This window comes from Xanthomonas hortorum (assembly GCF_011305375.1).
Classification (GTDB): Bacteria; Pseudomonadota; Gammaproteobacteria; order Xanthomonadales; family Xanthomonadaceae; genus Xanthomonas; species Xanthomonas hortorum_E.
Window position 1 is genome coordinate 13,544 of sequence record NZ_VCME01000016.1, and the last position, 25,220, is coordinate 38,763.

Genomic DNA, 25,220 nt, shown 5'->3' on the forward strand with positions numbered 1-25,220 from the left:
AACGCTGACCTGCCCAGTGTAGGGATCGGCGCGCCCTGTCACAAGTGGTGAGATACGCAGCGCTTACAGTGGCTTCAGTCCCGTACCGAACGGAACAATCTGTAAACGAAGGAGCGAAGCGATGGCGACCAGCAAGCCCCCACGTCCACGGCCGGCGCGTGCAGCGCCCCGCAAACCAGCGGCCACTGCCGATCAACCGGCGCGCAAACGTGCAGCGCGCAGCGCGCAGCCGCAGACCACGGCGAAGAGCCGCGTGCAGGACAAGGCGCGCACGGTGATCTACATCCATGGCATCGGCAACAAGCCGCCGGCCGAGGTGTTGCGCTGCCAATGGGACAAGGCCTTGTTCGGACGGCCGATGGGCGAGCGCACGCGTCTGGCGTACTGGGTCAATCGCGAACGGTATCCGGTCGCCGAGCCCGGCAGTTGCGATGCGCGCGATGTCGGCCCTGCGCTCAATCAGGGTGTGCAGCGCGCCTTGAGTACGCTTGGGTTGGTGCCGGGCGAGCAGGATCTGCATCTGCTGGCCGATGCGTTGGCGCAGAGCGAGCAGGAACGCAGCGATCTGCATCGCTTGCTGGACGAGCTGGACACGGCGTCCGCCACGCCTGCCGTTGGTGACGTGCAGGCAAAAGGCCCGATCGATGCGATCAACCGCGTGCTGCTGCGCTTGATCTCTGCCGCGCTGCTGCAGGACGTGCACGATCTGTTCTTCGTGCCCGAGCGTGCGGCGTTGATGCGCGAAAGCCTGGCGCAGCGGTTGCGCTCGGGCGGCGGGCCGTTCGTGGTGGTCGCGCACAGCCAGGGCTCGATGATCGCCTTCGATGTGCTGCGCCAGCTGCAAGCCGCCGAGTGCGAGGTCAGCTTGTTCCTGACCTTGGGCTCGCCGCTGGGCTTGCCGCAAGTGCGCAGCATGTTCAAACGCTGGACCGGCACGCGCAAGCTGCCGTTTCCCGAGTGCGTGCGGCGCTGGATCAACGTGGCCGAAACACGCGACCCGATCGCGCTGGACCCGGATCTCACCGACGACATCGCCAATGCCAAGGGACGTTTCGAAAACCTCTCGGGCGCACGCTTGAATCCGGATTGGCAGCACAATCCCCATTCGGGCTCCGGCTATCTGTCGATTCCGCAGGTGCGTGCGGCGGTGCGTGAGGCCGTCGGCATGGGCTTCGATCAGCCGGTGTCCAACGCGGTGCTGATCAAGGATCTCAGCGAGCAGCTGGAAGCGCATGGGTCCGAGCATCGGCACGAAGTGCTGATCGAACTGGATCGTCGCCTGCTCGGCGACGACCCGGCCGCCACGCGTGCGCTGCTGCTGGCGCAGTTGCGCGAGACCGCGGCACGCAGCACCGGCTTGAGCGGCGACGCATTGGATGAGGCGATCGAACTGGAAGACGGATTGCAGCGTTTCGTCTCGGCGCGGCTGACGCGCTTCGAGATCGAGTCCCTGCAGGATCGCTACCGCGCACTGGGGTTCCGGCGCGTGTGGCGCGATGCCGGCAAGCGCGCCCTGATCAACGTCTCCGGCAACGTCTTGCATGCCGATGCTGCGCGCACCGCGTATCGCGCGCGTGGGCAGCAGATCGGCTGGGCGGTGCTGGACACCGGCATCGCGGCCAGTCATCCGCATTTCTTCGTGAAAGGCGAGCGTGACAGTGTGTTGGCGCAATGGGATTGCACGCGGCGTGGCGCGCCTAAACGATTGACGCGCGCAGATGGCGATGCATTCGCCAGGCTCGATCGGCATGGGCACGGCACCCATATCGCCGGCATCATCGCCGGCCAATCTCGCGCGGTGATCGCGGACGTGGAGGGCAATCCCGGTAAACCACAGGAGTTCGCCGGCATGGCGCCGGACACGCAGTTGTATGGATTCAAGGTGCTGGACGACGCCGGAAACGGCCGCGATTCGTGGATGATCAAGGCGGTGCAGCAAGTGGCTGCGATCAACGAGCGCGCAGGCGAGTTGGTCATCCACGGGGTCAACCTGAGCCTGGGCGGCTACTTCGACCCGGAGAGTTACGGCTGCGGTTTTACGCCGTTGTGCAACGAGTTGCGCCGGCTATGGCGGCAAGGCGTACTGGTTGTCGTCGCCGCCGGCAACGAGGGCATGGCCTGGTTGATGCGTAACGATGGCGATGCGTATCCGGCCAACATGGATCTGTCGATCAGCGACCCGGGCAATCTGGAAGACGCCATCGTGGTCGGCTCGGTGCACAAGAGCAGCCCGCATAACTACGGCGTCTCGTACTTTTCGTCGCGCGGGCCGACCGCCGATGGTCGCGGCAAGCCCGATGTGGTCGCACCAGGCGAAAAGATCCTGTCGGCCTATTACGACTTCGACCCGAACGATGCGGCCAGCCTGATGGTGGAGATGAGCGGCACCAGCATGGCCGCCCCGCATGTCTCCGGCGTACTGGCCGGCTTTCTTTCCGCACGCCGCGAGTTCATCGGCTTTCCGGATCGGGTCAAGCAACTGCTGCTGGAGACCAGTACCGATCTGCAACGCGATCGCTATGTGCAGGGCAGGGGGGTGCCGAATCTGATGCGGATGCTTGGAGCGACGTGAGGAATCGGGAATCGGGAGTGGGGAATCGTAAAAGCGCGATGCTTCTCGATGATCCGGCAATGCCCGCGGCGTGAACTAACGTGAGGTCAACGCAGCAAGCCTACACAGCTCTTGCGATTCCCCATTCCCGATTCACGCATCTCGATTATGCCGCCGCATCACGCGCTGCTTGTCGCGCTGCCAGTCGCGGTCCTTGGCGGCGTCGCGCTTGTCGTGGTTCTGCTTGCCCTTGGCCAGTGCGATTTCCAGCTTGACCTTGTTGTTGCTCCAGTACAGCGCAGTGGGCACCAGGGTGTAGCCGTCGCGTTCGACGCTGCTCAGCACCTTGTCGATTTCCCGACGATGCAGCAGCAGCTTGCGGTCGCGGCGTTCCGCCGGCACGGTGTGACTGGAGGCCTGGATCAGCGGCGTGATCTGCGCGCCGATCAGGAAAATCTCGCCGGAGCGCACATACGCGTAGCCGTCGATGATATTGGCGCGGCCGGCGCGAATCGCCTTGACCTCCCAGCCCTGCAGGGCCAGGCCGGCTTCGTAGCGCTCTTCCAGGTGGTACTCGTGGCGCGCACGCTTGTTCAACGCGATGGTTTTCGTGGCCGTCGCGCCGTTTGCTTTATCCTTGGCTGGTTTCTTGCTCATGCCGCTATTGTCGCCGATTCGGTGTCTTCAAACGATCTTCTGTCTTTCACAAGTTAGAGAATGCCTACCATCCGTCGCAGCGCACTGGTCGAACACAGCGCCACCCGCATGTTCGATCTGGTCAATGATGTCGCCGCCTATCCGCGCCGTTTCGGCTGGTGCGACGCTGCCCATGTGCTTGAGCAGGACCAGGCGCATATCGTGGCGCGCCTGGATCTGGGGCTGGGGTCGTTCCGCACCTGGTTCACCACCGAAAATCGGCTTGAGCGCCCGGAACGCATCGTCATGCATCTGCGCGACGGCCCGTTCAAGCGTCTGGAAGGGCTGTGGGAATTTCAGTCGCTCGGCGAAAACGCCTGCAAGGTCAGTTTGACGATGGAAGTGGAGACCAGCTCGCGGCTGCTGGGTCCGGCGCTGGCGCTGGGTTTTCAGGGGCTGGCCGATCGCATGGTCAACGATTTCGTGCGGGTCGCCGATCGCGGCGACGTGTAAGCCATGCAGGTCGAAGTGGTGCTGGCCTGGCCGGATCGCTACAGCTCGATGCAACTGGATCTGCCTGACGGCGCCACGGTAGCCGAGGCGATTGCCGCCTCTGGTCTGGCGGTGGATCAGCCACTCGCAGCGCAGGCGATTCATGGGGTAATTGCGCGGCCGGATCAGGTGCTGCGCGATGGCGACCGGGTCGAATTGCTCAGGCCGCTGCTGCTGGATCCGAAAGAGGCGCGGCGTCGCCGTGCCGGACCCAGCAAAAAGGCCGGTCCCAACCCCTAGTCGTTTGCCAGTGCTGCGACGCAAGTGCGCGGTGCGGCACAGCGAACTCTTCCGGTAACTGTCCTGAAAAGCCGAACGTAGCCGTTGGTTCGGAGAAGCGCCTGTGGACACGACGCAGCCGACAAAAAAGCGCAGTCGGTGTCAGGGCCCGCGCTGCAGTCCTTGATCGAACACGTCTTTCCGACCGGCCAAAACTAAAAAACGCATCCGTTTAAAGGGATGCGTTCTCTGGTCCTGCCAACACTCAGACGATCGCAAAATCGCCGAGCATCCGCATCAACGGCCGCGCTGCTTCTTCTTGTCGCGCGCCAGATTGCGGCCGAATTGCTTGGGTGCCGACTTGGCAAGCTGCTCGTCCTGGGCCGGGAAATAATCGCCCTCCCAACGGGTAACCTGCTCGTTTTCGAAGTACACGACGAAGTTCTTGACCTCGGTGTGCGCCAGACGGTCTACGCGCTGGGTGGACGTGTAGTCCCAGCGCTGCGCATGGAACGGGTCGGGGATCGAAGGAGTGCCCAGCAACGCGCTGACCTGCTGCTTGCTCTGGCCGACCTGGAGTTGCTCCACGGCATTCTGTTTGATCAGATTGCCTTGGTAGATCGGCTGCTTGTAGATGATGCCGCAGCCAGCGGTGGAAAGAGCAACGGCGGCGACCAGCAGGAGATTGCGCATCGGGGATTAAGTGCTGAGGAAATCACGCCGATGATACACTCCCCCCGGTCGCCGCGACCCGTTTGAAGGCAGCTGGCGCTAAATCGCCAATGAACGGAGAACGTATGGAAACCCACGACCTGCGCAAAGTCGGGCTCAAGGTGACCCATCCGCGGATGCGGATACTGGAATTGCTCGAACAAAAGAGCAATCACCATCACCTCAGCGCAGAAGACATCTATCGCCAGCTACTCGACCACGGCGACGAAATCGGTCTGGCCACGGTGTATCGGGTGCTGACCCAGTTCGAGGCTGCCGGCCTGGTGCTGAAGCACAATTTCGAAGGCGGCCAGGCTGTCTATGAGCTGGATCGCGGTGGCCACCACGACCATATGGTCGATGTGGATACCGGCCACGTGATCGAGTTCGAAAGCGAAGAGATCGAGGCGCTGCAGCGCCAGATCGCCGCCCAGCACGGTTACGAGCTGGAAGAGCATTCGCTGGTGCTGTACGTGCGCAAGAAGCGTGTGCGCTAAACCCGGCGCGCAGCACGGCGGCAACGACAAGGCGGCTTCGGCCGCCTTGTACGTTTGCAGAGGGTAGCCGCCTCGACAACGCCGAGCGTGTCGCCCGGCAATCCAGCAATCCAGCCGATTACGCGCTCTGCAGCAGCTTGCGTGCGGCCGCGCGAGCCTCTTTGCTCACTTCCACACCGCCCAGCATGCGCGCCAGTTCTTCCTGACGGGCCTGCGGGCCGAGCAGTTCGACCGCGCTCTGGGTCATGCCGTCCACCGGCGCCTTGCTGACCCGGTAATGCGCGTGGCCCTTGGCGGCGACCTGCGGCAAGTGGGTGACGCACAGCACCTGGCGCTCTTCGCCCAGGGCGCGCAGCTTCTGCCCGACGATGTCGGCCACCGCGCCGCCGATGCCGGAATCGACTTCGTCGAAGACCATGGTCGGCACGCTGTCCAGCCCCAGTGCAGCCACTTCGATCGCCAGAGAAATCCGCGACAGCTCGCCGCCGGAGGCGACCTTGCGCAACGCGCGCGGCGGTTGTCCGGCGTTGGCGGCGACCAGGAATTCGACCCGCTCGGCACCGTTCGGGTCCGGGCGCAGGGTGTCCTGCGGCTGCAACTGGATCAGGAACTGCCCGCCGCCCATGCCCAGCTCGCCGATCAACGTGGTGGTGGCGGCCGACAAGGAGTCTGCCGCGGTGGTGCGGCTGGCGCTGAGGGCGGCGGCGGCGTTGCGCCAGACGTCGGCTGCGGTGGCGATGTGCTTGTCCAGCTGCTGCAGGCGTTCGTCTGCGCCGCGTAGGCTTTCCACTTCCTGGCTCATGCGGTCGCGGTGGGCGGCCAGTTCGTCCGGGGTCACGCGGTGCTTGCGCGCCAGATCGTGCAGGCGGCCGAGCCGGCGTTCCATGGCTTCGAACTGTGCCGGGTCGGCATCCAGGTCGTCGCGTACGCGGTCGAGCAGGGCCAGCGCTTCGTCGATCTGGATTGCGGCACTGTCCAGCAGTGCGTCCACCTCCCCAAGGCGCGGCTCGTGTTCGGCGACGCGGGCCAGGTCGTGGCGGCTGCCCTGCAGCAGGCCCAGCGCCGATGCGCCATCGTCGCCGTTGAGCTGCTGGAGGACGCTTTCACAGGCGCCGATCAGCGCGGTGGCATGCGCCTGACGACGATGATTGACGTCCAGCGCGGCAATTGCGGCCGGGTCCAGGTCTTCGCGTTCGAGTTCGCCCAACTGGTGTTCGAGGAAGCCGATACGGTCGGAGACGTCGCCCTGCGCCGAGAGCGCATCGCGCTCGTCCAGCAGCGCCTGCCACTGCCGGCTGGCCTGGCGCACCTGTTCGCGCTGCGCGCTGTTGCGTGCGTAGGCGTCGAGCAGGGTGAGCTGGCTGTGGCGGGCCATCAAGGCCTGGTGCTCGTGCTGGCCGTGGATTTCCACCAGCCGTGACGCCAGCTCGGACAGCTGCGAAGAGGTGACCGGGCGGCCGTTGATCCAGGCGCGCGAGCCGCCATCGGCGCGGATGATGCGGCGCAGTTGGCATTGCGCGTCGTCGTCCAGCTCGTTGTCGGCCAGCCAGGTCAGGCCGGGGTGTTCGCTCGGCAGCTGGAACTCGGCCGACAGCTCGGCGCGGTCGGCGCCGTGGCGGACCACGCCGCTGTCGGCGCGCAGGCCGGACAGAAAGCCCAGCGCGTCCACCATCAGCGACTTGCCGGCGCCGGTTTCGCCGGAGACCACGGTCATGCCCGGCCCGAATTCCAGTTCGGTGGCGCGGACGACGGCGAAATCCTTGATGGAGAGGTGTCTGAGCATGGGATCGAGTGTGAACGCTTTGGGCAAGCTTAGGGTGGGAGGGGCGGCGAGGGAATGAGACCCTTGCCAATCACGGGGCCAGAGATTATCTATGCCCAGTCTCACCGGATGATCCCATGCGCGCGTCAAAGTCCCCAACGCTCGACCCCCGCGCACGCCAGTTGCTACGGACGCTGATTGCCCGTTACATCCGCGACGGCGAGCCGGTGGGCTCCAAGACGCTGGCTCAGCACGCGGGGCTGGATGTCAGCCCGGCCACCATCCGCAATATTCTGGCCGACCTGGAAGATGTGGGGCTGCTCAGCTCTCCGCACACCTCGGCCGGGCGTATTCCCACCGCGCACGGCTACCGCGTGTTCGTCGATAGCCTGGTGCAGATGCAGCCGCCGGGCGAGGAAGAGGTGCGCCGCCTGCGCGCCGAGCTTGCCAGCGGCAACGGCACCCAATCGTTGCTGGGCAGTGCCTCGCAGATGCTGTCGGCGATGAGCCACTTCGTTGGCGTGGTCAGCGCGCCGCGGCGCGAGCAGTTCGCCTTCCGGCATATCGATTTTGTGCCGCTGGATGCGCGGCGGGTGCTGGCGATCCTGGTGTTTGCCGACAACGAGGTGCAGAACCGGGTGATCGAGCCGCGCCGGGCCTATGAGCCGGCCGAGCTGGAGCGGGTGGCCAACTACCTCAATGCGCAGTTTGCCGGGCGCGCGCTATCGGATATTCGCGCCTCGCTGCTGCGCGAGCTGCGCGTGGCCAAGAACGAGATGGAGCAGCTGCTGGCGCACAGCGTGGATCTGGCCAGCGAGGCGCTGATGCCGGCCGAGGCCGACGACATGGTGATGGCTGGGCAGACCCGGCTGATGGGCGTGCAGGACCTGTCGGACCTGGACCGCCTGCGCGAGCTGTTCGAGGCCTTCGCCAGCAAGCGCGAGATCCTGCAGCTGCTCGAACGCACCATCCAAGCCCCTGGCGTGCGCATCTTCATCGGCGAGGAGACCGGCATGGTGTCGCTGGAAGACGTCTCGCTGGTCACCGCGCCGTATGCCGCCAATGGCCAGGTGCTGGGCGTGCTGGGGGTGATCGGGCCCAAACGCATGGCCTACGATCGGCTGATTCCGCTGGTGCAGACCGCCGCCCAGGTGCTCGGCGCGGCCATGGAACCGCCCGCAACGCGATAACCGCAGTCGATCGGGGCGATCGTTTTGCTTGAAACGCGCGCGGGCGCCCACATACGGGGTGACGTTGGGGCGGGCGTTCCGCCGGCCCGGGAACTGCACATGAACCAAGACCACTCCGAATTCGACTCCGAAGACCTGTCCCAGAACCCACCCGAGACCGATCCGCTCAAGGCCGAGATCGAATCGCTGCGCAGCGAGATCGCGCTGGTCAAGGCCGATGCCCTGCGCGAGCGCGCCGATCTGGAAAACCAGCGCAAGCGCATCGCCCGCGATGTCGACAACGCGCGCAAGTTCGCCAACGAGAAATTGCTGGGCGAGCTGCTGCCGGTCTTCGACAGCCTGGATGCGGGCCTGACCGCCGCCGGCAGCCAACCCAGCCCGCTGCGCGATGGCCTGGACATGACCTACAAGCAGCTGCTCAAGGTCGCTGCCGACAATGGTTTGACGCTGCTCGATCCGGTCGGCCAGCCGTTCAACCCGGACCAGCACCAGGCGATCAGCCAGGGCGAGGCCGCCGGCATCGCGCCGGGCCACGTGGTGCAGGTGTTCCAGAAAGGCTATCTGCTCAACGACCGGCTGCTGCGCCCGGCCCTGGTGGTCGTGGCCAAACACGACTGAACGCTGGCGCCCGGCTGAACTGCCAGGCGCTCGCACGGAACGCAGATTCGCGCAGGTGGCTTGAACACCTGCGCACCACCCCCACATCTCAGCCAGACCCGGCGTCGCCGGACACAGCTATAGAACCATCAGGAGCGTATCCATGGGCAAGATCATTGGTATTGACCTCGGCACCACGAACTCGTGCGTGTCGATCATGGACGGCGGCAAGGCCCGCGTCATCGAAAATTCCGAGGGCGATCGCACCACGCCGTCGATCGTCGCTTACACCAAGGACGGCGAAGTGCTGGTCGGTGCCTCGGCCAAGCGCCAGGCGGTCACCAACCCGAAGAACACCTTCTACGCGGTGAAGCGCCTGATCGGCCGCAAGTTCACCGACGCCGAAGTGCAGAAGGACATCTCGCACGTGCCGTACGGCATCCTCGCCCACGACAATGGCGATGCCTGGGTGCAGACCAGCGATGGCAAGCGTATGGCGCCGCAGGAAATCTCTGCACGCGTGCTGGAAAAGATGAAGAAGACCGCCGAGGATTTCCTGGGTGAGAAGGTCACCGAGGCCGTGATCACGGTGCCGGCGTACTTCAACGACAGCCAGCGTCAGGCCACCAAGGACGCCGGCCGCATCGCCGGTCTGGACGTCAAGCGCATCATCAACGAGCCGACTGCCGCGGCCCTGGCCTATGGCTTGGACAAGAACGGCGGAGACCGCAAGATTGCGGTGTACGACCTGGGCGGCGGCACCTTCGACGTGTCGATCATCGAAATCGCCGAAGTCGATGGCGAAAAGCAGTTCGAAGTGCTGGCCACCAATGGCGACACCTTCCTGGGCGGCGAAGACTTCGACAACCGTGTCATCGAATACCTGGTCGACGAATTCAACAAGGATCAGGGCATCGATCTGCGTAAGGATCCGTTGGCGCTGCAGCGCCTGAAGGACGCCGCAGAGCGCGCCAAGATCGAGCTGTCGACCAGCCAGCAGACCGAAGTGAACCTGCCGTACGTCACCGCCGATGCCTCGGGCCCGAAGCACCTCAACATCAAGTTGACCCGTGCCAAGCTCGAAGCGTTGGTGGAAGACCTGGTCAAGAAGTCGATCGAGCCGTGCCGCACCGCGTTGAACGACGCCGGCCTGCGTGCCAGCGATGTCAACGAGGTGATCCTGGTCGGCGGTCAGACCCGCATGCCGAAGGTGCAGCAGGCGGTTGCCGATTTCTTCGGCAAGGAACCGCGCAAGGACGTCAACCCGGACGAAGCCGTGGCCGTGGGCGCCGCGATCCAGGGCGGCGTGCTGGCCGGCGACGTCAAGGACGTGCTGCTGCTGGACGTGACCCCGCTGTCGCTGGGTATCGAAACCATGGGCGGCGTGTTCACCAAGATCATCGAAAAGAACACCACCATCCCGACCAAGGCCTCGCAGACCTTCTCCACCGCCGAAGACAACCAGTCGGCCGTGACCGTGCACGTGTTGCAGGGTGAGCGCGAGCAGGCCCGCTTCAACAAGTCGCTGGCCAAGTTCGACCTGTCCGGCATCGAGCCGGCGCCGCGCGGCATGCCGCAGGTGGAGGTGTCCTTCGACATCGACGCCAACGGCATCCTGCACGTGTCGGCCAAGGACAAGAAGACCAACAAGGAACAGAAGGTCGAGATCAAGGCCGGTTCGGGTCTGTCGGATGAAGAGATCCAGCGCATGGTCGCCGACGCGGAAGCCAACCGCGAAGAAGACAAGAAGTTCCAGGAACTGGTGCAGACCCGCAATCAGGCCGATGGCCTGATCCACGCCACCCGCACCGCGATCACCGAGCATGGCAGCAAGGTCGGCGGCGATGTGATCGGCAAGGTGGAAGCGGCACTGTCGGATCTGGAAAAAGCCATGAAGGGCGACGACAAGGCGCAGATCGAAGCGCGCAGCAAGACCCTGGAAGAAGCCGGCCAGTCGTTGTATGCAGCCGCCGCCGCGGCAGAACAGGGCGGCACTGCGGATGCCGCCAGCGGCAACGCGCAGGCCTCCAAGGCCGCCGATGACGTGGTGGACGCCGAGTTCACCGAGGTCAAGGACGACAAGAAGTAAGCCGTGATTTGGGAGTCGGGAGTGGGGATTGGCAGCCGGTAAACGTGCCAATCCCCATCCCGATATCCTTTACGCGTCGCGTCGCCAGGGCGGACCAGCACACGCTGTCCGCTTTTGCGTTTCAACGAATCTCAAATCACGAATTCCGAATCCCCGCTTATGAGCAAACGCGATTACTACGAAGTGCTGGGCGTGGCCCGTGGCGCCAGCGACGAGGAGCTGAAGAAGGCGTATCGGCGCTGTGCGATGAAGCACCATCCGGACCGCAATCCGGGCGACGCTGCTGCCGAGGCGATGTTCAAGGAGTGCAAGGAAGCCTATGAAGTGCTGTCGGACGGCAACAAGCGCCGCGCCTACGACGCGCATGGCCACGCTGCGTTCGAGCACGGCATGGGCGGTGGTGGCGGTGGGCCGGGTGGCCCGGACATGGGAGATATCTTTGGCGATATCTTCGGCAATATTTTCGGCGGTGGCGCCGCCGGTCCGCGCGCTGCGCGACGTGGCGCCGACGTCGGTTACGTGCTGGAACTGGATCTGGAAGAAGCCGTTGCCGGCATCGAGCGACGCATCGAGATTCCGACCCTGATCGAATGCGATCCCTGCCACGGCAGCGGGTCGGAAGACGGCAAGGTGGAGGTCTGCGGTACCTGTCACGGACGTGGCCAGGTGCGCATCCAGCGCGGCATCTTTGCGATGCAGCAGAGCTGCCCGCATTGCGATGGGCGCGGCACGCTGATCCAGAATCCGTGCAAGGTCTGTCACGGCGCAGGCCGGGTGGAAGAAGACAAGGTGCTGTCGATCAAGGTGCCCGCCGGTGTCGACACCGGCGACCGCATCCGTCTGGCCGGCGAGGGCGAAGCCGGCCCCGCCGGTACACCGCCGGGCGATCTGTATGTGGAAGTGCGCGTGCGCGAGCATGCGATCTTCCAGCGCGATGGCGACGACCTGCATTGCGAGGTGCCGATCCGCATTTCGCAGGCGGCACTCGGCGATACCGTGCGTGTGGCAACGCTGGGGGGCGAGGCAGAAATCCGCATTCCGGCCGAGACCCAGACCGGCAAGCTGTTCCGTCTGCGCGGCAAGGGCGTACGTTCGGTGCGTAGTCGCACCGAAGGCGATCTGTACTGCCGCGTGGTGGTCGAAACGCCGGTCAATCTGACCGCCGATCAACGCGAGCTATTGCAGCAGTTCGAGTCCACCTTCACCGGCGAGGATGCACGCAAGCATTCGCCCAAGTCGGCCACGTTCATCGATGGCGTCAAGGGCTTCTGGGATCGGATGACGTCCTGATTCGGGCGTTTTGATGCAGCGATGGCCCGGTGTGCAGCAAACTGCATGCCGGGCCATTTTATTTTTGCGCTGCGTGCAGTGCAGGCCGTAAATGCAGTGATGCGTTGCTTCGGTAGTTCGCTGTTTCGATGTGGTGCTGGCTTGGACCGTGACGTCTTCCAGCTTGCGGATCTGGTGCGTGCGCTTTCTACAGCGTGGCGTATCTACAGCCCGTCTCTACAACATGCTTGCTACGTTGCGCGGATAATGGCGCCATCTCCTTCGACGATGGCCGCCCCCATGAGCGATGCAACCGACAGCCACCTCGTCCACGGTCGCCGCCAGCGCCCGGATGGTCCTTCGCCGATCGATGTGATCTCGGTGCAATCGCAACTGGTTTATGGGCATGCCGGCAACAGCGCGGCAGTGCCGCCGCTGCGTGCGCTCGGGCTGCGGGTGGCGGAAGTGCCCACCACGCTGCTGAGCAATGCGCCGTTCTACGCCACCTTGCGTGGGCGCATTCTGCCTGCCGATTGGCTGGCCGATCTGTTGCTGGGAGCGAGCGAACGCGGGCTGCCGCAACGCGCGCGGATTCTGGTCTCCGGCTATTTCGGCAGCCTGGCCAATGGCGAGGCGTTTGCGGACTGGCTGGAGCAGACCTTGCCGCAGGCGCCGCAGTTGCGTTACTGCCTGGATCCGGTGATTGGCGACACGCACACCGGCCCGTATGTCGAACCCGGATTGGAACGCGTGTTCGCCGAGCGGCTATTGCCGCATGCCTGGCTGGTGACACCGAATGCGTTCGAGCTGGGGCGGCTGACCGGATTGCCAAGCCTGGAACAGGACGATGCCATCGCTGCCGCGCGCGCGTTGCTGGCGCGCGGCCCGCAGTGGGTGCTTGCGCATAGCGTGGCCGGTGCGGCTGGCGAGCTGGTGACGCTGGCGGTCAGCAATGCGGCGGTGTATCGCTGGGCCACGCCGCATTTGCCGGTGGATGTGGCCGGCACCGGCGATGTGTTGATGGCGTTGCTGATCGGTTTCCTGCTGCGCGATGTGCCGTTCGAGCAGGCGGTGGGGCTTGCGCTCAGCGGCGTGCATAGCGCGCTGGAAGCGACGCTGGCTGCAGGCTTTGAGGAGTTCGATGTGTTGGCCGCCGCCCCGGCTGCGCTGGCGGGTGCACCGCGCTTTGCCGTCGAGCGATTGGCATGATCGCGCAGCCGGTGATCGGCATCGTCGGTATTGCCGGCGCTTACGGTCGATGGCTGGCGCAGTTTCTGCGCGTACGCATGGGGCTGGAGGTGATCGGCTTCGATCCGGCCGAGGCTGGCGGCATGGACGAGGCGACCCTGGCGCAGCGTGCGGATGTGCTGATTTTTTCCGCGCCGATTCGCCATACCGCTGCGTTGATCGAGCGCTATGTCGCACTCGCCGGCGCGCGCGCGGCGTCGCAGTTGTGGATGGATGTCACCTCGATCAAGCAGGCGCCGGTCGCTGCGATGCTCACCTCCCAGGCCGACGTCGTCGGCCTGCATCCGATGACCGCACCGCCCAAGTCGCCGACCTTGAAGGGACGCGTGATGGTGGTCTGTGAGGCGCGTCTGCAGCGTTGGTCGGCGTGGGTGCAGACGCTCTACAGCGCGCTGCAGGCCGAGTGCGTGTACGCCACGCCCGAGCACCACGACCGCGTGATGGCCCTGGTGCAGGCGATGGTGCACGCCACCCATCTGGCGCAGGCCGGCACCTTGCGTGACTACGCGCCGCTGCTCGGCGAACTGCGCGCGCTGATGCCGTATCGCTCTGCCTCGTTCGAGCTGGATACTGCAGTGATCGCGCGCATTCTCTCGCTCAATCCGTCGATCTACGAAGACATCCAGTTCGGTAATCCGTATGTCGGCGAAATGCTCGATCGCCTGCTGCTGCAACTGCAGGAATTGCGCGCCCTGGTCGCGCAAGGCGACGACGCGGCGCGTGCGCAATTCCGCAGTCGATTTCTGGACGACAACGCACAGGCATTGCAACGCGAGTCGCTTGCGGCGGGCAACTACACTTACGAGCGTGTTGGCTACCTGCTGGCCGATCTCACCGAGCCGCTGACCTTGAGCGTGTATCTGCCGGAGGATCAACCCGGCTCGCTGCGCGCGTTGCTGCATGTGTTCGAGCGGCACGGGGTGAATCTGTCGTCGATCCATTCCTCGCGCACGCCGGTCGGTGAGCTGCATTTCCGGATTGGGTTCGAGCCGAACAGCGACCGCGTTGCGTTGACGCAGGCTGCCAGCGAGATCGACCTCAGCGAGATAGGGCGAGTGCTGGAGCGCTCCGATCGCGTTGGGTAGCGTCGGGTAGCGGTAGTGCAGGGTAGGCGTGCGGTGGTTGGCCGATGTCGATGTGGTATCAGGCTGCAGATGTGTCAGCAGCAACTACGTGCTGTTTGACTGCAGTCGCATGCGATAGATCGACGTCGCATGTAATTGTCGCCTGGCTGATTGTCGCTTGGCGTAATGCCGCGCACTCACAACATACATTTCATCCACACAGGGTGTGGATGAAATCTGCACAAGCATGTGGATAACTGCGCGCAGCCATTGCGCTGCAACGGCTGCGGCTTGGGTGGTCAAAAAATGACCAGCGCCATCTCAGGACGTCGAAAGCCGCAACTCGCCACCCTGGGTGACGAAGCGCTGGCCTTGCCGTTGCAGGTGGCGGCCATCGGGGAGTTCGTAACGTGGCGCAGCGTGCGCATTCGTGCGGGATTGCTGCGCGTTGGGGGATTCGAGCTCGTCGCGGAATTCGATGATGACGTAAGACTCGCCATCTGCACCGACTGCGGGAAATTGCCGAAAAGACATACGCACCTCCGAAAGATTCCAAGGTCGCAGTGCGAACCGCCAGGGACCGCACGACCGGCGCCGGGCCGGTGGAGGCGAGCATGCGCAGGCACGTGTTACCCGGGCGTCATTGCGCGATGCGGAAAAGTTCGAACGACGCCGGCTCAACGACTCAGCTGCAACGCATCCCGATCAGCCGTGGCCGCTGCCAGCTCGGCGCGGGCCGAGGCAATGCGCGCCTGTGCATCGATCAAACGCACGCGGGCGTCGTTGGCGGTTTCCTCGCGCTGATTGACCAGGAAGAAATCGCCCGATCCCAGCTCGAAGCGGCGCCGCTCGGCCGCCGCAAGACGGTCGGCCAGGCTGCGTTCTTCGTCGGCGATCTTGGCCAGCCGCTCGGCGGCGTTGAGCGAGATGACCACCGACTCGACCTCCACCGAGATCTGGTCGCGCAGGTAACGGCTGCGTTGATCCAGCGCTTCGATCTCTGCGCGCGCTTCGGCAACGCGGCCCTTGGCGGCACGGTTTTCCAGCGGCACGCTGAAACGGAAGCCGATGATGGCATCGGTTGGCGAGCGGTTCGGGCCGCCGACGCCGGGGTCGCCCAGGTCCTTGCTGACTTCCAGGCTCACATCCAGGCGGGGTTTGAGATCGTTCTGCGCCAGCATCAGCCGCGCGGTGGCTTGATCGATGCGGGTCAGCACCGCGCGGTAGTCGGGGCGCTCCACCGGTGCGGTGATCTTGCTGGCGCCGGCCAGGCCTTCCAGTGCGGACGTATCGGCCGGCAGGCGCTCGCTGGAGACGATCAGCGGCATGCCGGTGTCGTCGCGCAGATACAGCGACAGCGTATTGGCCGCGTTGGCGAAGTCCTGCTCCGAACGCACCACCAGCGCACGTCGGCGCACCAGGTTCTGGTCGTTTTCGGTCAGCAGGATGGTCGGCCGCGCGCCCAGCGTTACCTGCCGCGAAATCGCGTTGCGGCGTTGCTCGGCCAGTTGCAGCAGGTCGTTATACGCGCGCAGTTTCAGACCGGCAGCGACCCAGCTCTGGTACGCGTCCACCGCGCGTCGCTGCACGCCAACGGCCACCATTTCGGCTTCGTACTGGGCGACATTGATGTCGGCACTGGCAACGCTGCGCTTGGTGCGACGCTCGTCGACCACGCGGTCGCGCAACAGCGCATACAGCGCGCCGACTTTCACTTCGCCGCCGCGGTCGGTGTAGGACTTGTCTTCGTAGACCGGGAACGAACCACGCGAGGAGCGGTAACCACCGTAGTAATAGCCGCCGTTGTTATCGAACGGCCGCTTGACCGTGCTTTCGATCGCGCTGCCGTCGTAATAGCCGGCCTCGCGAGAGCGGCCGTCGATGTCGAACACGGTATCGAACGCGCCATCGGCAGAGATGCCCTTGCCTTCGGCCTGACGGACCTTGGCCAGCGATTCGACAATCTGCGGCGCGGAGCGGGCCGAGGACTGCAGCACTTCGTCCAGGGTCAGCGGCGTGGTCTGGGCGGCAACCACGCCCGGCGCGAGCGCGATCAGCAGCACGACAAGACGGCGGATCATTTCTTGCCCGTCGCGTCGTCTTCGGCCTTGGACGCTGCCGGTTTGGCCTTGCCCTCATCCTGCGTCGCCGCTGCCGGGCGCCGGCCGAATTCCAGCGGGAAGTTGTTGAGCTGGCGCCACAATTCGTAGCCGACCTTGACCGTTTCGCCCTGCACCCAGCCGCGTACCTTGCCGCCCTGGCGGGCGAACTCGCGCGCCGGCCAGGCCGGCTTACCCGGCAGCGGTTCGACCAGAATGCGGAACAATCCATCGGGCGCGGCATTGGGGTCGATGGCGCGCACGCGACCGTCGAACATGCCGTGCGCCACCGACGGCCAACCGCTGAACTGGATCGCCGGCCAGCCTTCGAACTCCAGCCGCACCGGGCGGCCTGGGCGGATCAGCGGCACGTCGCGGCCGTCGATGTACAGCTCGACCGCGCGCTCCACCCGCTCCGGCGCGATCACCGCCAGCACCGTGCCGGGCGAGACCATCGCGCTGCCGCTGGCGGCGTTGAGCTGCTGCACGCGGCCGTCGCGCGGTGCGCGCACCAACTGCGCAGACTGGCGATTCAACTGGATGTCGATACGGGTCAGCTTGGCGCGCGATTCGGCCAGCTTGGCGTCGGCCTCGGCAACCTTGATCTGGGTCAGCTCAAAGTCGCGGCGGCCGGCCAAGCCTTCGGCAAGCAATTGCCTGCTACGTGCCACGTCGATGCTGGCAACCGCGCGCGATTGCTGGATCGCGGCGATTTCGGCCTGCACCTGCGCACGTTCGCTGGCCAGGCGGGTGAGTAGATCCGGGTCCAGATCGCCGACGCGCGCGATCGGGTCGCCGCGCGAGACATGCTGGCCGTCGTGCACATACCAACGCTCGACCCGGCCGGGCACGAAGGCGGTGACCTGTTGCTGGCGGTCGCCGGGATCCAGCGCCACTACCTGGCCCTTGCCGCTGGCGGTCTGCACCCACGGCGCCAGCGCCAGGATCGCGCTGGCGATACAGATACCGATCAGCAGCATCCAGGCCAGCGTCTTGGCGATGCCGGGCGGGCGCATTGCCGCCAGGGTGGGGAAGTGCGCGTTGCGATCAGGAGCGTGCTGCATTGTCTGCCTCCTGCGTCGAGGCGATCAATTCGGCGCGTGTGGCAAAGCGCTGCTGCCGTTCGGGCTGCAGGTGGAACCAGCCATCCAGGGTGATGTCTTCCGGCCTGCCGGTGCACAGCAGCACCGTGGTGCCGGCCTCTTTCAGGCGACGCAAGACATCGGTCAGCCGATCGGCGGGAATCAGATCGTACAACTGCGACAGCATCAGCACGCGCGGGCGTACCAGCAGCGCATTGGCCAGCTTCAACGCCATCACTTCGCCGATCCACAACGGGTAACCCGATGCGGCCAGGCGCGTATCGAGACCTTGCGGAAGTGCGGCGATACGGCTGCGCAGCCCCACCGCATCGATCGCTTCCAGCATCGCTTCGGAGGTCACATCGGCCGATGCCAGCGCCAGATACTCGCGAATGGTGACCTCGACAATGGTCGGCCGGTCGAGCACCGTCACTTCCGAGCGCAGCAGATACATGTCGAAGGTGGCCATGTCTGCGCCGCCCACCATCACCAGCCCGCGATCGGGCACCACGTGGCGCTTCAGGATCATCGCCAGCAGCCGCTCCGCGCCGCCATCGGCAATCGTCACCAGTTGCTCGCCGGCGGCCAGCGAGAAATCGAAACGTGCGCCGTCGATCACTACGCCATCCAGGCGCACGGCGCTGTTGCCGGGCGTTTTGCCACGTGCGGCGACGGCGCGTTCCTGCGGGATCGCAAACAGCAGCGAGAGTTCTTCCGAGCTCGCCACCAGGTCGTAAAACGCGTCCAGATAACCACCGAGTTGCGAGATGCCGTAGAAGACCGCGCTGAGGATCAGTTCGGCGGCGACCAGCTGGCCGATCGACAGCTCGCCGCGCAGGATCAGGTTGCCGCCCAGCGCCAGTAGCGCCGCGCTGGCCACCGCGTAGACCAGCAAAAACGCCACCGTCTGCGTGAAGCTATAGCGGAAATGGCGGCGATGCCGATCCACATACGCGGCGGTGACGGCTTCGGAGCGGTCCATCGCGAAATTGAGGTGGCGGCTGGATTTATAGAAACCGTTCGAGCCGCCGACACTTTCCAGCCAGCGTGCGGCTTCGTGCTTGGCATGGCTCAGATCGACCGCAGTGCGGATCGAGCCGCGCGACCAGATCATCCAGATGCCGAAGATGACCAACAACAGCAATGCGTTGAAACCGAGAAAGAACGGGTGGTAGAAACTGGTGAGTATCAGCCCCACCGCCGATTGCAGCACGATGGTGAAGGCGCCGATCGCCAGGCTCGGCACGGCTTTCTGCACAACCACCAGATCGAAGTAACGATTGAACATGTCGCCGCGGTTCTGATCGGCGAAGAACGGATTTTGCGCATGCACTGCGCGCACGGTGATTTCGGAGACCACGCGCGCAAACAGGCGGCGCTCGAACAGCGCCATGACCCACACCCGCATCGCGCTCAGGCCGGCCACCAGCAGCAACAGACCCAGCAGCAGGCTCGACAGCGTCCACAGCGGCGCGGGCAGCGCGGTGTTGGCCACGCTGTTGATCAGCAACTGCACCGAGATCGGCGTGGCCAGCGACAGCAGGCTGATCGCCACGCCGTACACCATGGCCAGACGCACATACGGCATGTCCGGCCCGACGATCTCCGCCAGCCAGGCTCCCGCTTCCCGCCATCCGATCTGCTTGCCCGCCATTCGATTTCCGTTGATGAGTTCAATGAAGCATTGACGAGTTGCAGGTAACGAACAAGGCCGCAGCGCTTATTCGACGCATAGGATTTTCCTATGCGGCCACCGCACGCAGCAGATCGGCGATCAACCCGAAGGCCGGCGCGCGTCCTGCGCCTTGCCGCCACAACAGCCCGATCTCCCTATAGTAGCGTCCGCCTTTGATCGGCCGAACGACGACGTCGTCGCCCTCGCGGATTTCCTGGCGCACATACAGGTCTGGCAATAGTGCAAGACCCATGCCCATCCCGGCCATCTGACGGATCGCATCCAGGCTGGTGCCTTCGTAATCGCGCAGGACAGTGGCGCCGACGTCCATGGCGATCGCGGCGATCTGTTCGGCCAGGCGGTACTCGGGCATCAAGGTCAGCAGGTTGGCGCCGCGCAGATCGGCCGGTGTGATGAAGGTTTTGGCACGCAATGGGTGATCGGCGGCCATGGTCACGTGCAGCGGTTCGCGAAACAGCCGCTCGCTATGCAGGCCGCGCCCGGCGACCGGCAATTGCGCAAGGATCACGTCATGCAGACCGCTGGCCAGGCCTGCGGCCAGTACCGTCGGCAAGCCTTCGCGCACATGCACGCGCAGCGCCGGGTGCTCGCGGTGCAGGCGCGCGACCAGGCTCGGCATCAGGTACGCGCCGAGCGTGGGCGACACGCCTAGCCGGATGGTGCCGATCAGCGTGTCGGCCGAGGTGGCGCGCACCTCTTCCAGGTCGGTGATGTCGAGCAGGATGCTGCGCGCGCGGTCGAGCAGATCGCGTCCCAGCGGTGTCAGGATCGCCGGTACGCCGCGTTCGAACAGCGCTGCACCGATGATGGTTTCGAAGGCGCGAATCTGCTGCGACAGCGAGGGTTGCGACACGCCCATCTGCTCGGCGGCGCGGGTGAAGCTTCCGGTGTCGGCGAGCGCGACGAAATAACTGAGCTGGCGAATGGTGGTTCTAGGGCGGGGCATGCGTCACTTCGTTACCGTCACAGCGTTACTTCGGGAGTGCTTGGAGCGCACCACCGGCAATGCGCCGGTGAGCGAAACGTACCGCCATGTCACTCAGGCAACAGCGCATCCAGGCGTCACTGATCGATGAACTGTAGCCGCGCCAGCTCTGCATACAGGCCGCCTTCGGCAATCAATTGCGCATGCGTGCCCTGTGCGACGATGCGGCCGGCATCCATCACCACGATGCGGTCGGCCTTGAGTACGGTGGCCAGGCGATGCGCGATGACCAGCGTGGTGCGGCCTTCCATCAGCCGGTCCAGCGCCTGCTGCACGGCACGCTCGCTCTGCGCGTCCAGCGCGCTGGTGGCCTCGTCCAGCAGCAGGATCGGCGCGTCCTTGAGCAATGCACGCGCGATCGCCACACGCTGCTGCTGGCCGCCGGACAAGCGCGCGCCGCGTTCGCCCAGTTCGCTGGCATAGCCCTGCGGCAGGGCGCGGATGAAGACATCGGCTTCAGCGGCAGCGGCAGCGGCTTCCACTTGCGCGTCGCTCGCTTCCAGGCGCCCATAACGGATGTTGTCGGCGGCGCTGGCGGCAAACAGCGTGGGTTGCTGCGGCACCAAGGCAATGCGTTCGCGCAGCAGCACCGGGTCGGTGTCGCGCAGATCCACATCGTCGATGCGCAGCTTACCGCTGACCGGGTCGTGGAAACGCAGCAACATCGACAGCACCGTGCTCTTGCCGGCGCCGGAGGGCCCGACCAGCGCTACGGTTTCGCCCGGAAGGACATGCAGATCGAAGTGATCCAGGGCCGGCGCATCGGGGCGCTGCGGATAATGAAACACCACCTGATCGAAATGGATCGCACCACGCAGCGGCTGCGGCAGTGGCTGCGGCGTGGCCGGTGCGACGATGGCCGGTTGTTCGTCGAGCAATTCGCCAACGCGGCCCATGCCGCCGGCAGCGCGCTGCAACTCGTTCCAGACCTCGGCCAACGCGCCGACCGAACCACCGCCGATCAACGCATACAACACGAATTGGCCCAGCGTGCCGGGCGTCATGCGCCCGCCGATCACATCGTGCGCACCCAGCCACAGCACCCCGACGATCGCGCCGAAGATCAGCATGATCGCCACCGCAGTGACGGTGGCTTGGGTGCGGATGCGCACCCGCGCGGTCTCGATCGCCGCCAACAAGGCCTGGCTGAAACGGTGGCTTTCGTAGCCTTCGCGCGCATGCGCCTGCACGGTACGCACGGCGCCCAGCGTTTCGGCGGCCAGCGTGTTGGCGTCGGCGACACGGTCCTGGCTCGCGCGCGAGATCTTCTGCAGGCGGCGTGCGCCCAGCACGATCGGCAGCACCGCCAGCGGGATGCCGATCAGCGTGAAGCCGGCCAGCCGCGGGCTGGTGACGAACAGCATCACCATGCTGCCGATCACCGTCACCGAGCTGCGCAACGCCACCGACATGGTGGTGCCGATCACCCCGCGCAGCAGTTCGCTGTCGGCCGACAGGCGCGAGACCAGCTCGCCGCTGCGGCTGCGATCATGAAAGCCGGCGTCCAGCCCGATCAGATGCGCGTACAACCGGCCACGCAGATCGGCGACGACTTTTTCGCCCAGTAACGCGACGAAATAGAAGCGCGCTGCAGTCGCCAGAGCGAGCACCACGGCCACCGCAAACAACAGCGCAAAGGCCTGATTGATCTGCGAACCGCCGGAGAAACCGTGGTCGATCATCTGCTTGACCGCTGCCGGCAGGCTCAGCGTGGCGGCCGAAGACACTGCCAGCGCGATCAGCCAGGCGGCGAACAACCCGCGCTGGCGTTGTACGAACGGCCACAAGGTGCGCAGGCTGCCGAGCTTCCGCAATGGGTTGGGCCTGGCGGCGGCTGGCTGGTTCATGCGGCTTCCGGTGTTGAGAGGTGGACACGGTTGCGAGTGGCGTCGCACAGGCGGGTTTTCAAGCCAGCCAGTTGATCGGCAGGCAATTGCACGCGTAGCGCGGCGCCATTGGCGTCGAAATGTTCATCCAGCTTGTCGGCATGGAACGCGCTGAGTGCGGCATGCACCAGGCCCAGGTCGTCGAACTGGCACTGCAGGTCGAGCAACGACAACGCGATCAATGGCTGTCGTGTCGCCAGCCGCAGGCACTCGGCCGCTGTGCCGCCGTAGGCACGTACCAGCCCGCCGGCGCCGAGCTTGATGCCGCCGTACCAACGCGTGACCACCACCACCACGCGATCAAAGCCCTGGCCATCGATCGCGGCCAGGATCGGCCGCCCGGCAGTGCCGCTGGGCTCGCCGTCGTCGCTGGAGCGGTACTCCTGCCCAAACCGGTACGCCCAGCAGTTGTGGGTGGCGTCTGCAACAGACACGCGCTGCACGATCTCCAGCGCATGCGCGGGAGCGTCCAATGCAGCAGCGTTGGCCAGAAAGCGACTGTGCTTGATGTCCAGGCTGTGGTGCGCGTCAGCGGCGAGGGTATCGAGCATCGTCGCCATTCTATGCGAGCCGGTGATGCCTATCGCTGCGGCCAGTGTGACTACGGTTGCAAGCTGGCAGCTTGCGCGCACATGCGGTTGCACGAGGCACCTCGTGCAGCCCGATCACATCGGTCAATGACAGCAGTCGATTACACCAGTGTGGAGCGGCGCTTCTCGTCGATCCACTTGGATGCCTGCGCTGGCGTGTAGTGCTGCATCCACTCCAGCATCTGCGCCAGATCGTTGCCGTACCACAGGTCGGTGCGCTGGTCCGGATGCAGGAAGCGCTCTTCGACCATGCGATCGATCATGCCGATCAGCGGTGCATAAAAACCTTCGATATCCAGGAACGCGCAGGGCTTGTTGCCGATGCCCAGCTGGCGCCAGGTCAGCATCTCGAAGATCTCTTCCATGGTGCCGAAGCCGCCGGGCAGGGCGACGAAGGCATCGGACAGCTCGAACATGCGCATCTTGCGCTCATGCATGGAGCCGACGATTTCCAGCGTGGTCAGCCCGCGATGGGCCACTTCCCAGTCGGCCAGCTGCTGCGGAATCACCCCGGTGACTTCGCCGCCCGCCGCCAGCACCGCATTTGCCACCGTGCCCATCAAGCCGACGTTGCCGCCGCCATAGACCAGGCGCAAGCCCTGCTCGGCGATGCGCTGACCCAGCGCGGTGGCACGCTCGGCGTAGGCGGGTTTGTTGCCGGCATTGGAACCGCAGTAGACGCAGATGGATTTCATGGGATTCGGGAGTTGGGATTGGGGATTGGTTGAAGCGAGGGCGGCGTTGCGCTGATTGCACGTGGTGCTGTCGGCAGAGCCCGCGCTGATGTGTCTGAAGTTCTTGCCAGGCTTGAAAAACATAACGCCGGGTTTTCACCCGGCGCCATGTCATTGCCGGAAGGGGGCAGGACCGGGAGCCGCCGTCGCGAATCCCCAATCCCGAATCCACCACTCCCGATCAGTTCGCCTTATGGATCGCGCGCTTGCTCACTGCCATTGCGGCATCGTGGATCGCTTCGGACAGCGTCGGATGCGCGTGGCAGATGCGGGCCAGATCGTCGGCCGAGCCGTTGAATTCCATCGTCAGCACACCTTCGTGCACCAGTTCGGACACGCCCACACCCACTAGATGCATGCCCAGCACGCGGTCGGTTTCGGCATCGGCGATCACCTTGACGAAGCCGGCCGGCTCGCCCATGGCCACCGCACGGCCGATCGCCGCGAACGGGAAGCTGCCGGCCTTGTAGGCGACGCCTTCGGCCTTCAACTGCTGCTCGGTCTTGCCGACCCAGGCAATCTCCGGCTCGGTGTAGATGACCCACGGAATGGTGTCGAAGTTGACGTGGCCCGGCAGGCCAGCGATCAGTTCGGCAACCGCAATGCCTTCTTCGAAGCCCTTGTGCGCCAGCATCGGGCCGCGCACGCAGTCGCCGACCGCCCACACGCCATCCACACCGGTGTGGCAATGCGCGTCCACTTCGATCTGGCCACGCTCGTTGAGCTTGACGCCGGTACCGTCGGCCAGCAGGTTCTTGGTTGCCGCCTTGCGGCCCACGGCCACCAGCAACTTGTCTACGGTCAGGGTCTGCTCGCCAGCGGTGTCGGTGTAGCTGACCACCACCTGCTTGGCATCGCCGCTGCCGGTGATTTCGGTCTTGCTGACCTTGGCGCCGAGCTTGATGTCCAGGCCCTGCTTCTTGAATTCCTTCAGTGCGGTCTTTGCCACTTCGGCATCGGCCAGGGCCAGGAAGTCAGGCAGCGCTTCGAGGATCGTGACCTCGGCGCCCAGACGCTTCCACACGCTGCCCAGTTCCAGGCCGATCACGCCGGCGCCGATCACGGCCATGCGCTTGGGCACGGCCGTGAAATCCAGGCCGCCGACGTTGTCGACGATGGTGTCGCCTTCGAACTTGGCGAACGGCAGCTCGATCGACTCCGAGCCCGGCGCCAGGATCACATTGGTGCCCTTGAGCTCGATCTCGCCGCCTTCGTGCTGGGCGACCTTGACAATGTTGCCCGGCAGCAGCTGGCCGAAGCCGTAGTACGGGGTGATCTTGTTGGCCTTGAACAGCATCGCGATGCCGCCGGTGAACTGCTTCACGATCTTGTCCTTGCGGCCGATCATGGTGGGCACGTCCATCTTGGCGTCGTTGAAGCTGATGCCGTGGTCGCCGAACAGATGGCCCATGTTCCAGAACTGGCGCGAGGAATCCAGCAGCGCCTTGGACGGAATGCAGCCCACGCGCAGGCAGGTCCCGCCCAGGGCGGGCTTGCCGTCCTTGCCGAGTGCCGCGTCGATGCAGGCGACCTTCATGCCCAGCTGGGCCGCACGGATGGCGGCGTGATAACCGGCCGGACCGGCACCGATGACGACGACGTCGTAGTTTTCAGCCATTTCTAAAGTCCTTTGCCTTTCCCTTCTCCCGTCGGGAGAAGGTGGCGCGTAGCGCCGGATGAGGGTGCGGCGGAGCGGAGATGGCGCTGCCGACTGGTGCTGCTTGGGTTTGGGGCGGACACCGTGCGATGCAAGTGCGGCCGTC

The 25,220-nt window shown here is 65.1% G+C and carries 22 protein-coding genes; 10 read left to right on the top strand and 12 right to left on the bottom strand.

Annotation, left to right across the window (positions count from 1 at the left end):
- Positions 1-121: 121 nt before the first annotated feature.
- A complete protein-coding gene (locus FFY45_RS14565; RefSeq protein ID WP_176340973.1) occupies positions 122-2,572 on the top strand; it encodes a S8 family serine peptidase in 2,451 nt (816 codons plus the stop codon).
- A 132-nt stretch (positions 2,573-2,704) separates the two neighbouring features.
- On the opposite strand, the gene smpB is transcribed toward FFY45_RS14565, so the two are convergent.
- Entirely contained in the window at positions 2,705-3,208 is a 504-nt protein-coding gene (gene smpB, locus FFY45_RS14570; RefSeq protein ID WP_176340974.1) for an SsrA-binding protein SmpB, read from the bottom strand.
- 60 nt (positions 3,209-3,268) lie between these two features.
- Here smpB and FFY45_RS14575 point away from each other — a divergent pair, with 60 nt between their 5' ends.
- Together FFY45_RS14575 and FFY45_RS14580 are read left to right on the top strand one after the other, a co-directional pair.
- Positions 3,269-3,700, top strand: a complete 432-nt coding sequence (locus tag FFY45_RS14575) for a type II toxin-antitoxin system RatA family toxin (protein ID WP_006449453.1) — start codon at positions 3,269-3,271, stop codon at positions 3,698-3,700.
- Between the two features lie 3 nt (positions 3,701-3,703).
- Positions 3,704-3,979: an RnfH family protein gene (locus FFY45_RS14580; protein WP_176340975.1), complete on the top strand. Its 276-nt coding sequence runs from the start codon at positions 3,704-3,706 to the stop codon at positions 3,977-3,979.
- A gap of 276 nt (positions 3,980-4,255) precedes the next feature.
- On the opposite strand, the gene FFY45_RS14585 is transcribed toward FFY45_RS14580, so the two are convergent.
- Positions 4,256-4,651, bottom strand: coding sequence for an outer membrane protein assembly factor BamE (locus FFY45_RS14585; protein WP_006449455.1), 396 nt, complete (start codon positions 4,649-4,651; stop codon positions 4,256-4,258).
- 104 nt (positions 4,652-4,755) lie between these two features.
- Here FFY45_RS14585 and fur point away from each other — a divergent pair, with 104 nt between their 5' ends.
- Positions 4,756-5,166, top strand: coding sequence for a ferric iron uptake transcriptional regulator (gene fur, locus FFY45_RS14590; protein WP_006449456.1), 411 nt, complete (start codon positions 4,756-4,758; stop codon positions 5,164-5,166).
- 118 nt (positions 5,167-5,284) lie between these two features.
- Here the strand turns inward: fur and recN are convergent, their stop codons facing one another.
- Positions 5,285-6,949, bottom strand: a complete 1,665-nt coding sequence (gene recN / locus FFY45_RS14595; protein WP_176340976.1) for a DNA repair protein RecN — start codon at positions 6,947-6,949, stop codon at positions 5,285-5,287.
- Positions 6,950-7,065: 116 nt separating this feature from the next.
- Here recN and hrcA point away from each other — a divergent pair, with 116 nt between their 5' ends.
- From hrcA to FFY45_RS14625, 6 genes are all read left to right on the top strand, one after another.
- Complete coding sequence (gene hrcA / locus FFY45_RS14600) at positions 7,066-8,118, top strand: heat-inducible transcriptional repressor HrcA (protein WP_176340977.1); 1,053 nt, start codon at positions 7,066-7,068, stop codon at positions 8,116-8,118.
- 99 nt (positions 8,119-8,217) lie between these two features.
- Positions 8,218-8,736: a nucleotide exchange factor GrpE gene (gene grpE / locus FFY45_RS14605; protein ID WP_176340978.1), complete on the top strand. Its 519-nt coding sequence runs from the start codon at positions 8,218-8,220 to the stop codon at positions 8,734-8,736.
- A 142-nt stretch (positions 8,737-8,878) separates the two neighbouring features.
- A complete protein-coding gene (dnaK, locus tag FFY45_RS14610) occupies positions 8,879-10,804 on the top strand; it encodes a molecular chaperone DnaK (protein ID WP_176340979.1) in 1,926 nt (641 codons plus the stop codon).
- A 159-nt stretch (positions 10,805-10,963) separates the two neighbouring features.
- Positions 10,964-12,094: a molecular chaperone DnaJ gene (gene dnaJ / locus FFY45_RS14615; protein ID WP_006449461.1), complete on the top strand. Its 1,131-nt coding sequence runs from the start codon at positions 10,964-10,966 to the stop codon at positions 12,092-12,094.
- 279 nt (positions 12,095-12,373) lie between these two features.
- Complete coding sequence (gene pdxY / locus FFY45_RS14620; RefSeq protein ID WP_176340980.1) at positions 12,374-13,282, top strand: pyridoxal kinase; 909 nt, start codon at positions 12,374-12,376, stop codon at positions 13,280-13,282.
- A complete protein-coding gene (locus FFY45_RS14625; RefSeq protein WP_176340981.1) occupies positions 13,279-14,406 on the top strand; it encodes a prephenate dehydrogenase in 1,128 nt (375 codons plus the stop codon). The genes pdxY and FFY45_RS14625 overlap by 4 nt, the downstream gene beginning before the upstream one ends.
- A gap of 300 nt (positions 14,407-14,706) precedes the next feature.
- On the opposite strand, the gene FFY45_RS14630 is transcribed toward FFY45_RS14625, so the two are convergent.
- From FFY45_RS14630 to lpdA, 9 genes are all read right to left on the bottom strand, one after another.
- Positions 14,707-14,919, bottom strand: a complete 213-nt coding sequence (locus FFY45_RS14630) for a hypothetical protein (protein ID WP_176340982.1) — start codon at positions 14,917-14,919, stop codon at positions 14,707-14,709.
- A gap of 143 nt (positions 14,920-15,062) precedes the next feature.
- The gene (locus tag FFY45_RS14635) at positions 15,063-16,466 is read right to left on the bottom strand and encodes a TolC family protein (RefSeq protein WP_176340983.1); all 1,404 of its coding nucleotides are present in this window, start codon (positions 16,464-16,466) and stop codon (positions 15,063-15,065) included.
- Positions 16,463-17,548, bottom strand: a complete 1,086-nt coding sequence (locus FFY45_RS14640; protein WP_176340984.1) for an efflux RND transporter periplasmic adaptor subunit — start codon at positions 17,546-17,548, stop codon at positions 16,463-16,465. The genes FFY45_RS14635 and FFY45_RS14640 overlap by 4 nt, the downstream gene beginning before the upstream one ends.
- Entirely contained in the window at positions 17,532-19,220 is a 1,689-nt protein-coding gene (locus FFY45_RS14645) for an ATP-binding cassette domain-containing protein (RefSeq protein WP_176340985.1), read from the bottom strand. Before FFY45_RS14645 ends, FFY45_RS14640 begins: the two co-directional genes overlap by 17 nt.
- 88 nt (positions 19,221-19,308) lie before the next feature.
- Positions 19,309-20,208: a hydrogen peroxide-inducible genes activator gene (locus FFY45_RS14650; protein WP_006449468.1), complete on the bottom strand. Its 900-nt coding sequence runs from the start codon at positions 20,206-20,208 to the stop codon at positions 19,309-19,311.
- A gap of 116 nt (positions 20,209-20,324) precedes the next feature.
- Entirely contained in the window at positions 20,325-22,094 is a 1,770-nt protein-coding gene (locus FFY45_RS14655; RefSeq protein ID WP_176340986.1) for an ABC transporter transmembrane domain-containing protein, read from the bottom strand.
- Positions 22,091-22,693, bottom strand: coding sequence for an IMPACT family protein (locus FFY45_RS14660; protein ID WP_176340987.1), 603 nt, complete (start codon positions 22,691-22,693; stop codon positions 22,091-22,093). Before FFY45_RS14660 ends, FFY45_RS14655 begins: the two co-directional genes overlap by 4 nt.
- 131 nt (positions 22,694-22,824) lie before the next feature.
- Entirely contained in the window at positions 22,825-23,418 is a 594-nt protein-coding gene (locus FFY45_RS14665; protein WP_006449471.1) for an LOG family protein, read from the bottom strand.
- A gap of 220 nt (positions 23,419-23,638) precedes the next feature.
- Positions 23,639-25,075: a dihydrolipoyl dehydrogenase gene (gene lpdA / locus FFY45_RS14670; protein ID WP_176340988.1), complete on the bottom strand. Its 1,437-nt coding sequence runs from the start codon at positions 25,073-25,075 to the stop codon at positions 23,639-23,641.
- Positions 25,076-25,220 lie beyond the last annotated feature (145 nt).

Bases quoted from the DNA above. Each gene is read 5' to 3' on its own strand.
- FFY45_RS14565 (WP_176340973.1), top strand. From the start codon at position 122: ATGGCGACCAGCAAGCCCCCACGTCCACGGCCGGCGCGTGCAGCGCCC.
- smpB (WP_176340974.1), bottom strand. From the start codon at position 3,208: ATGAGCAAGAAACCAGCCAAGGATAAAGCAAACGGCGCGACGGCCACG.
- FFY45_RS14575 (WP_006449453.1), top strand. From the start codon at position 3,269: ATGCCTACCATCCGTCGCAGCGCACTGGTCGAACACAGCGCCACCCGC.
- FFY45_RS14580 (WP_176340975.1), top strand. From the start codon at position 3,704: ATGCAGGTCGAAGTGGTGCTGGCCTGGCCGGATCGCTACAGCTCGATG.
- FFY45_RS14585 (WP_006449455.1), bottom strand. From the start codon at position 4,651: ATGCGCAATCTCCTGCTGGTCGCCGCCGTTGCTCTTTCCACCGCTGGC.
- fur (WP_006449456.1), top strand. From the start codon at position 4,756: ATGGAAACCCACGACCTGCGCAAAGTCGGGCTCAAGGTGACCCATCCG.
- recN (WP_176340976.1), bottom strand. From the start codon at position 6,949: ATGCTCAGACACCTCTCCATCAAGGATTTCGCCGTCGTCCGCGCCACC.
- hrcA (WP_176340977.1), top strand. From the start codon at position 7,066: ATGCGCGCGTCAAAGTCCCCAACGCTCGACCCCCGCGCACGCCAGTTG.
- grpE (WP_176340978.1), top strand. From the start codon at position 8,218: ATGAACCAAGACCACTCCGAATTCGACTCCGAAGACCTGTCCCAGAAC.
- dnaK (WP_176340979.1), top strand. From the start codon at position 8,879: ATGGGCAAGATCATTGGTATTGACCTCGGCACCACGAACTCGTGCGTG.
- dnaJ (WP_006449461.1), top strand. From the start codon at position 10,964: ATGAGCAAACGCGATTACTACGAAGTGCTGGGCGTGGCCCGTGGCGCC.
- pdxY (WP_176340980.1), top strand. From the start codon at position 12,374: ATGAGCGATGCAACCGACAGCCACCTCGTCCACGGTCGCCGCCAGCGC.
- FFY45_RS14625 (WP_176340981.1), top strand. From the start codon at position 13,279: ATGATCGCGCAGCCGGTGATCGGCATCGTCGGTATTGCCGGCGCTTAC.
- FFY45_RS14630 (WP_176340982.1), bottom strand. From the start codon at position 14,919: ATGTCTTTTCGGCAATTTCCCGCAGTCGGTGCAGATGGCGAGTCTTAC.
- FFY45_RS14635 (WP_176340983.1), bottom strand. From the start codon at position 16,466: ATGATCCGCCGTCTTGTCGTGCTGCTGATCGCGCTCGCGCCGGGCGTG.
- FFY45_RS14640 (WP_176340984.1), bottom strand. From the start codon at position 17,548: ATGCAGCACGCTCCTGATCGCAACGCGCACTTCCCCACCCTGGCGGCA.
- FFY45_RS14645 (WP_176340985.1), bottom strand. From the start codon at position 19,220: ATGGCGGGCAAGCAGATCGGATGGCGGGAAGCGGGAGCCTGGCTGGCG.
- FFY45_RS14650 (WP_006449468.1), bottom strand. From the start codon at position 20,208: ATGCCCCGCCCTAGAACCACCATTCGCCAGCTCAGTTATTTCGTCGCG.
- FFY45_RS14655 (WP_176340986.1), bottom strand. From the start codon at position 22,094: ATGAACCAGCCAGCCGCCGCCAGGCCCAACCCATTGCGGAAGCTCGGC.
- FFY45_RS14660 (WP_176340987.1), bottom strand. From the start codon at position 22,693: ATGGCGACGATGCTCGATACCCTCGCCGCTGACGCGCACCACAGCCTG.
- FFY45_RS14665 (WP_006449471.1), bottom strand. From the start codon at position 23,418: ATGAAATCCATCTGCGTCTACTGCGGTTCCAATGCCGGCAACAAACCC.
- lpdA (WP_176340988.1), bottom strand. From the start codon at position 25,075: ATGGCTGAAAACTACGACGTCGTCGTCATCGGTGCCGGTCCGGCCGGT.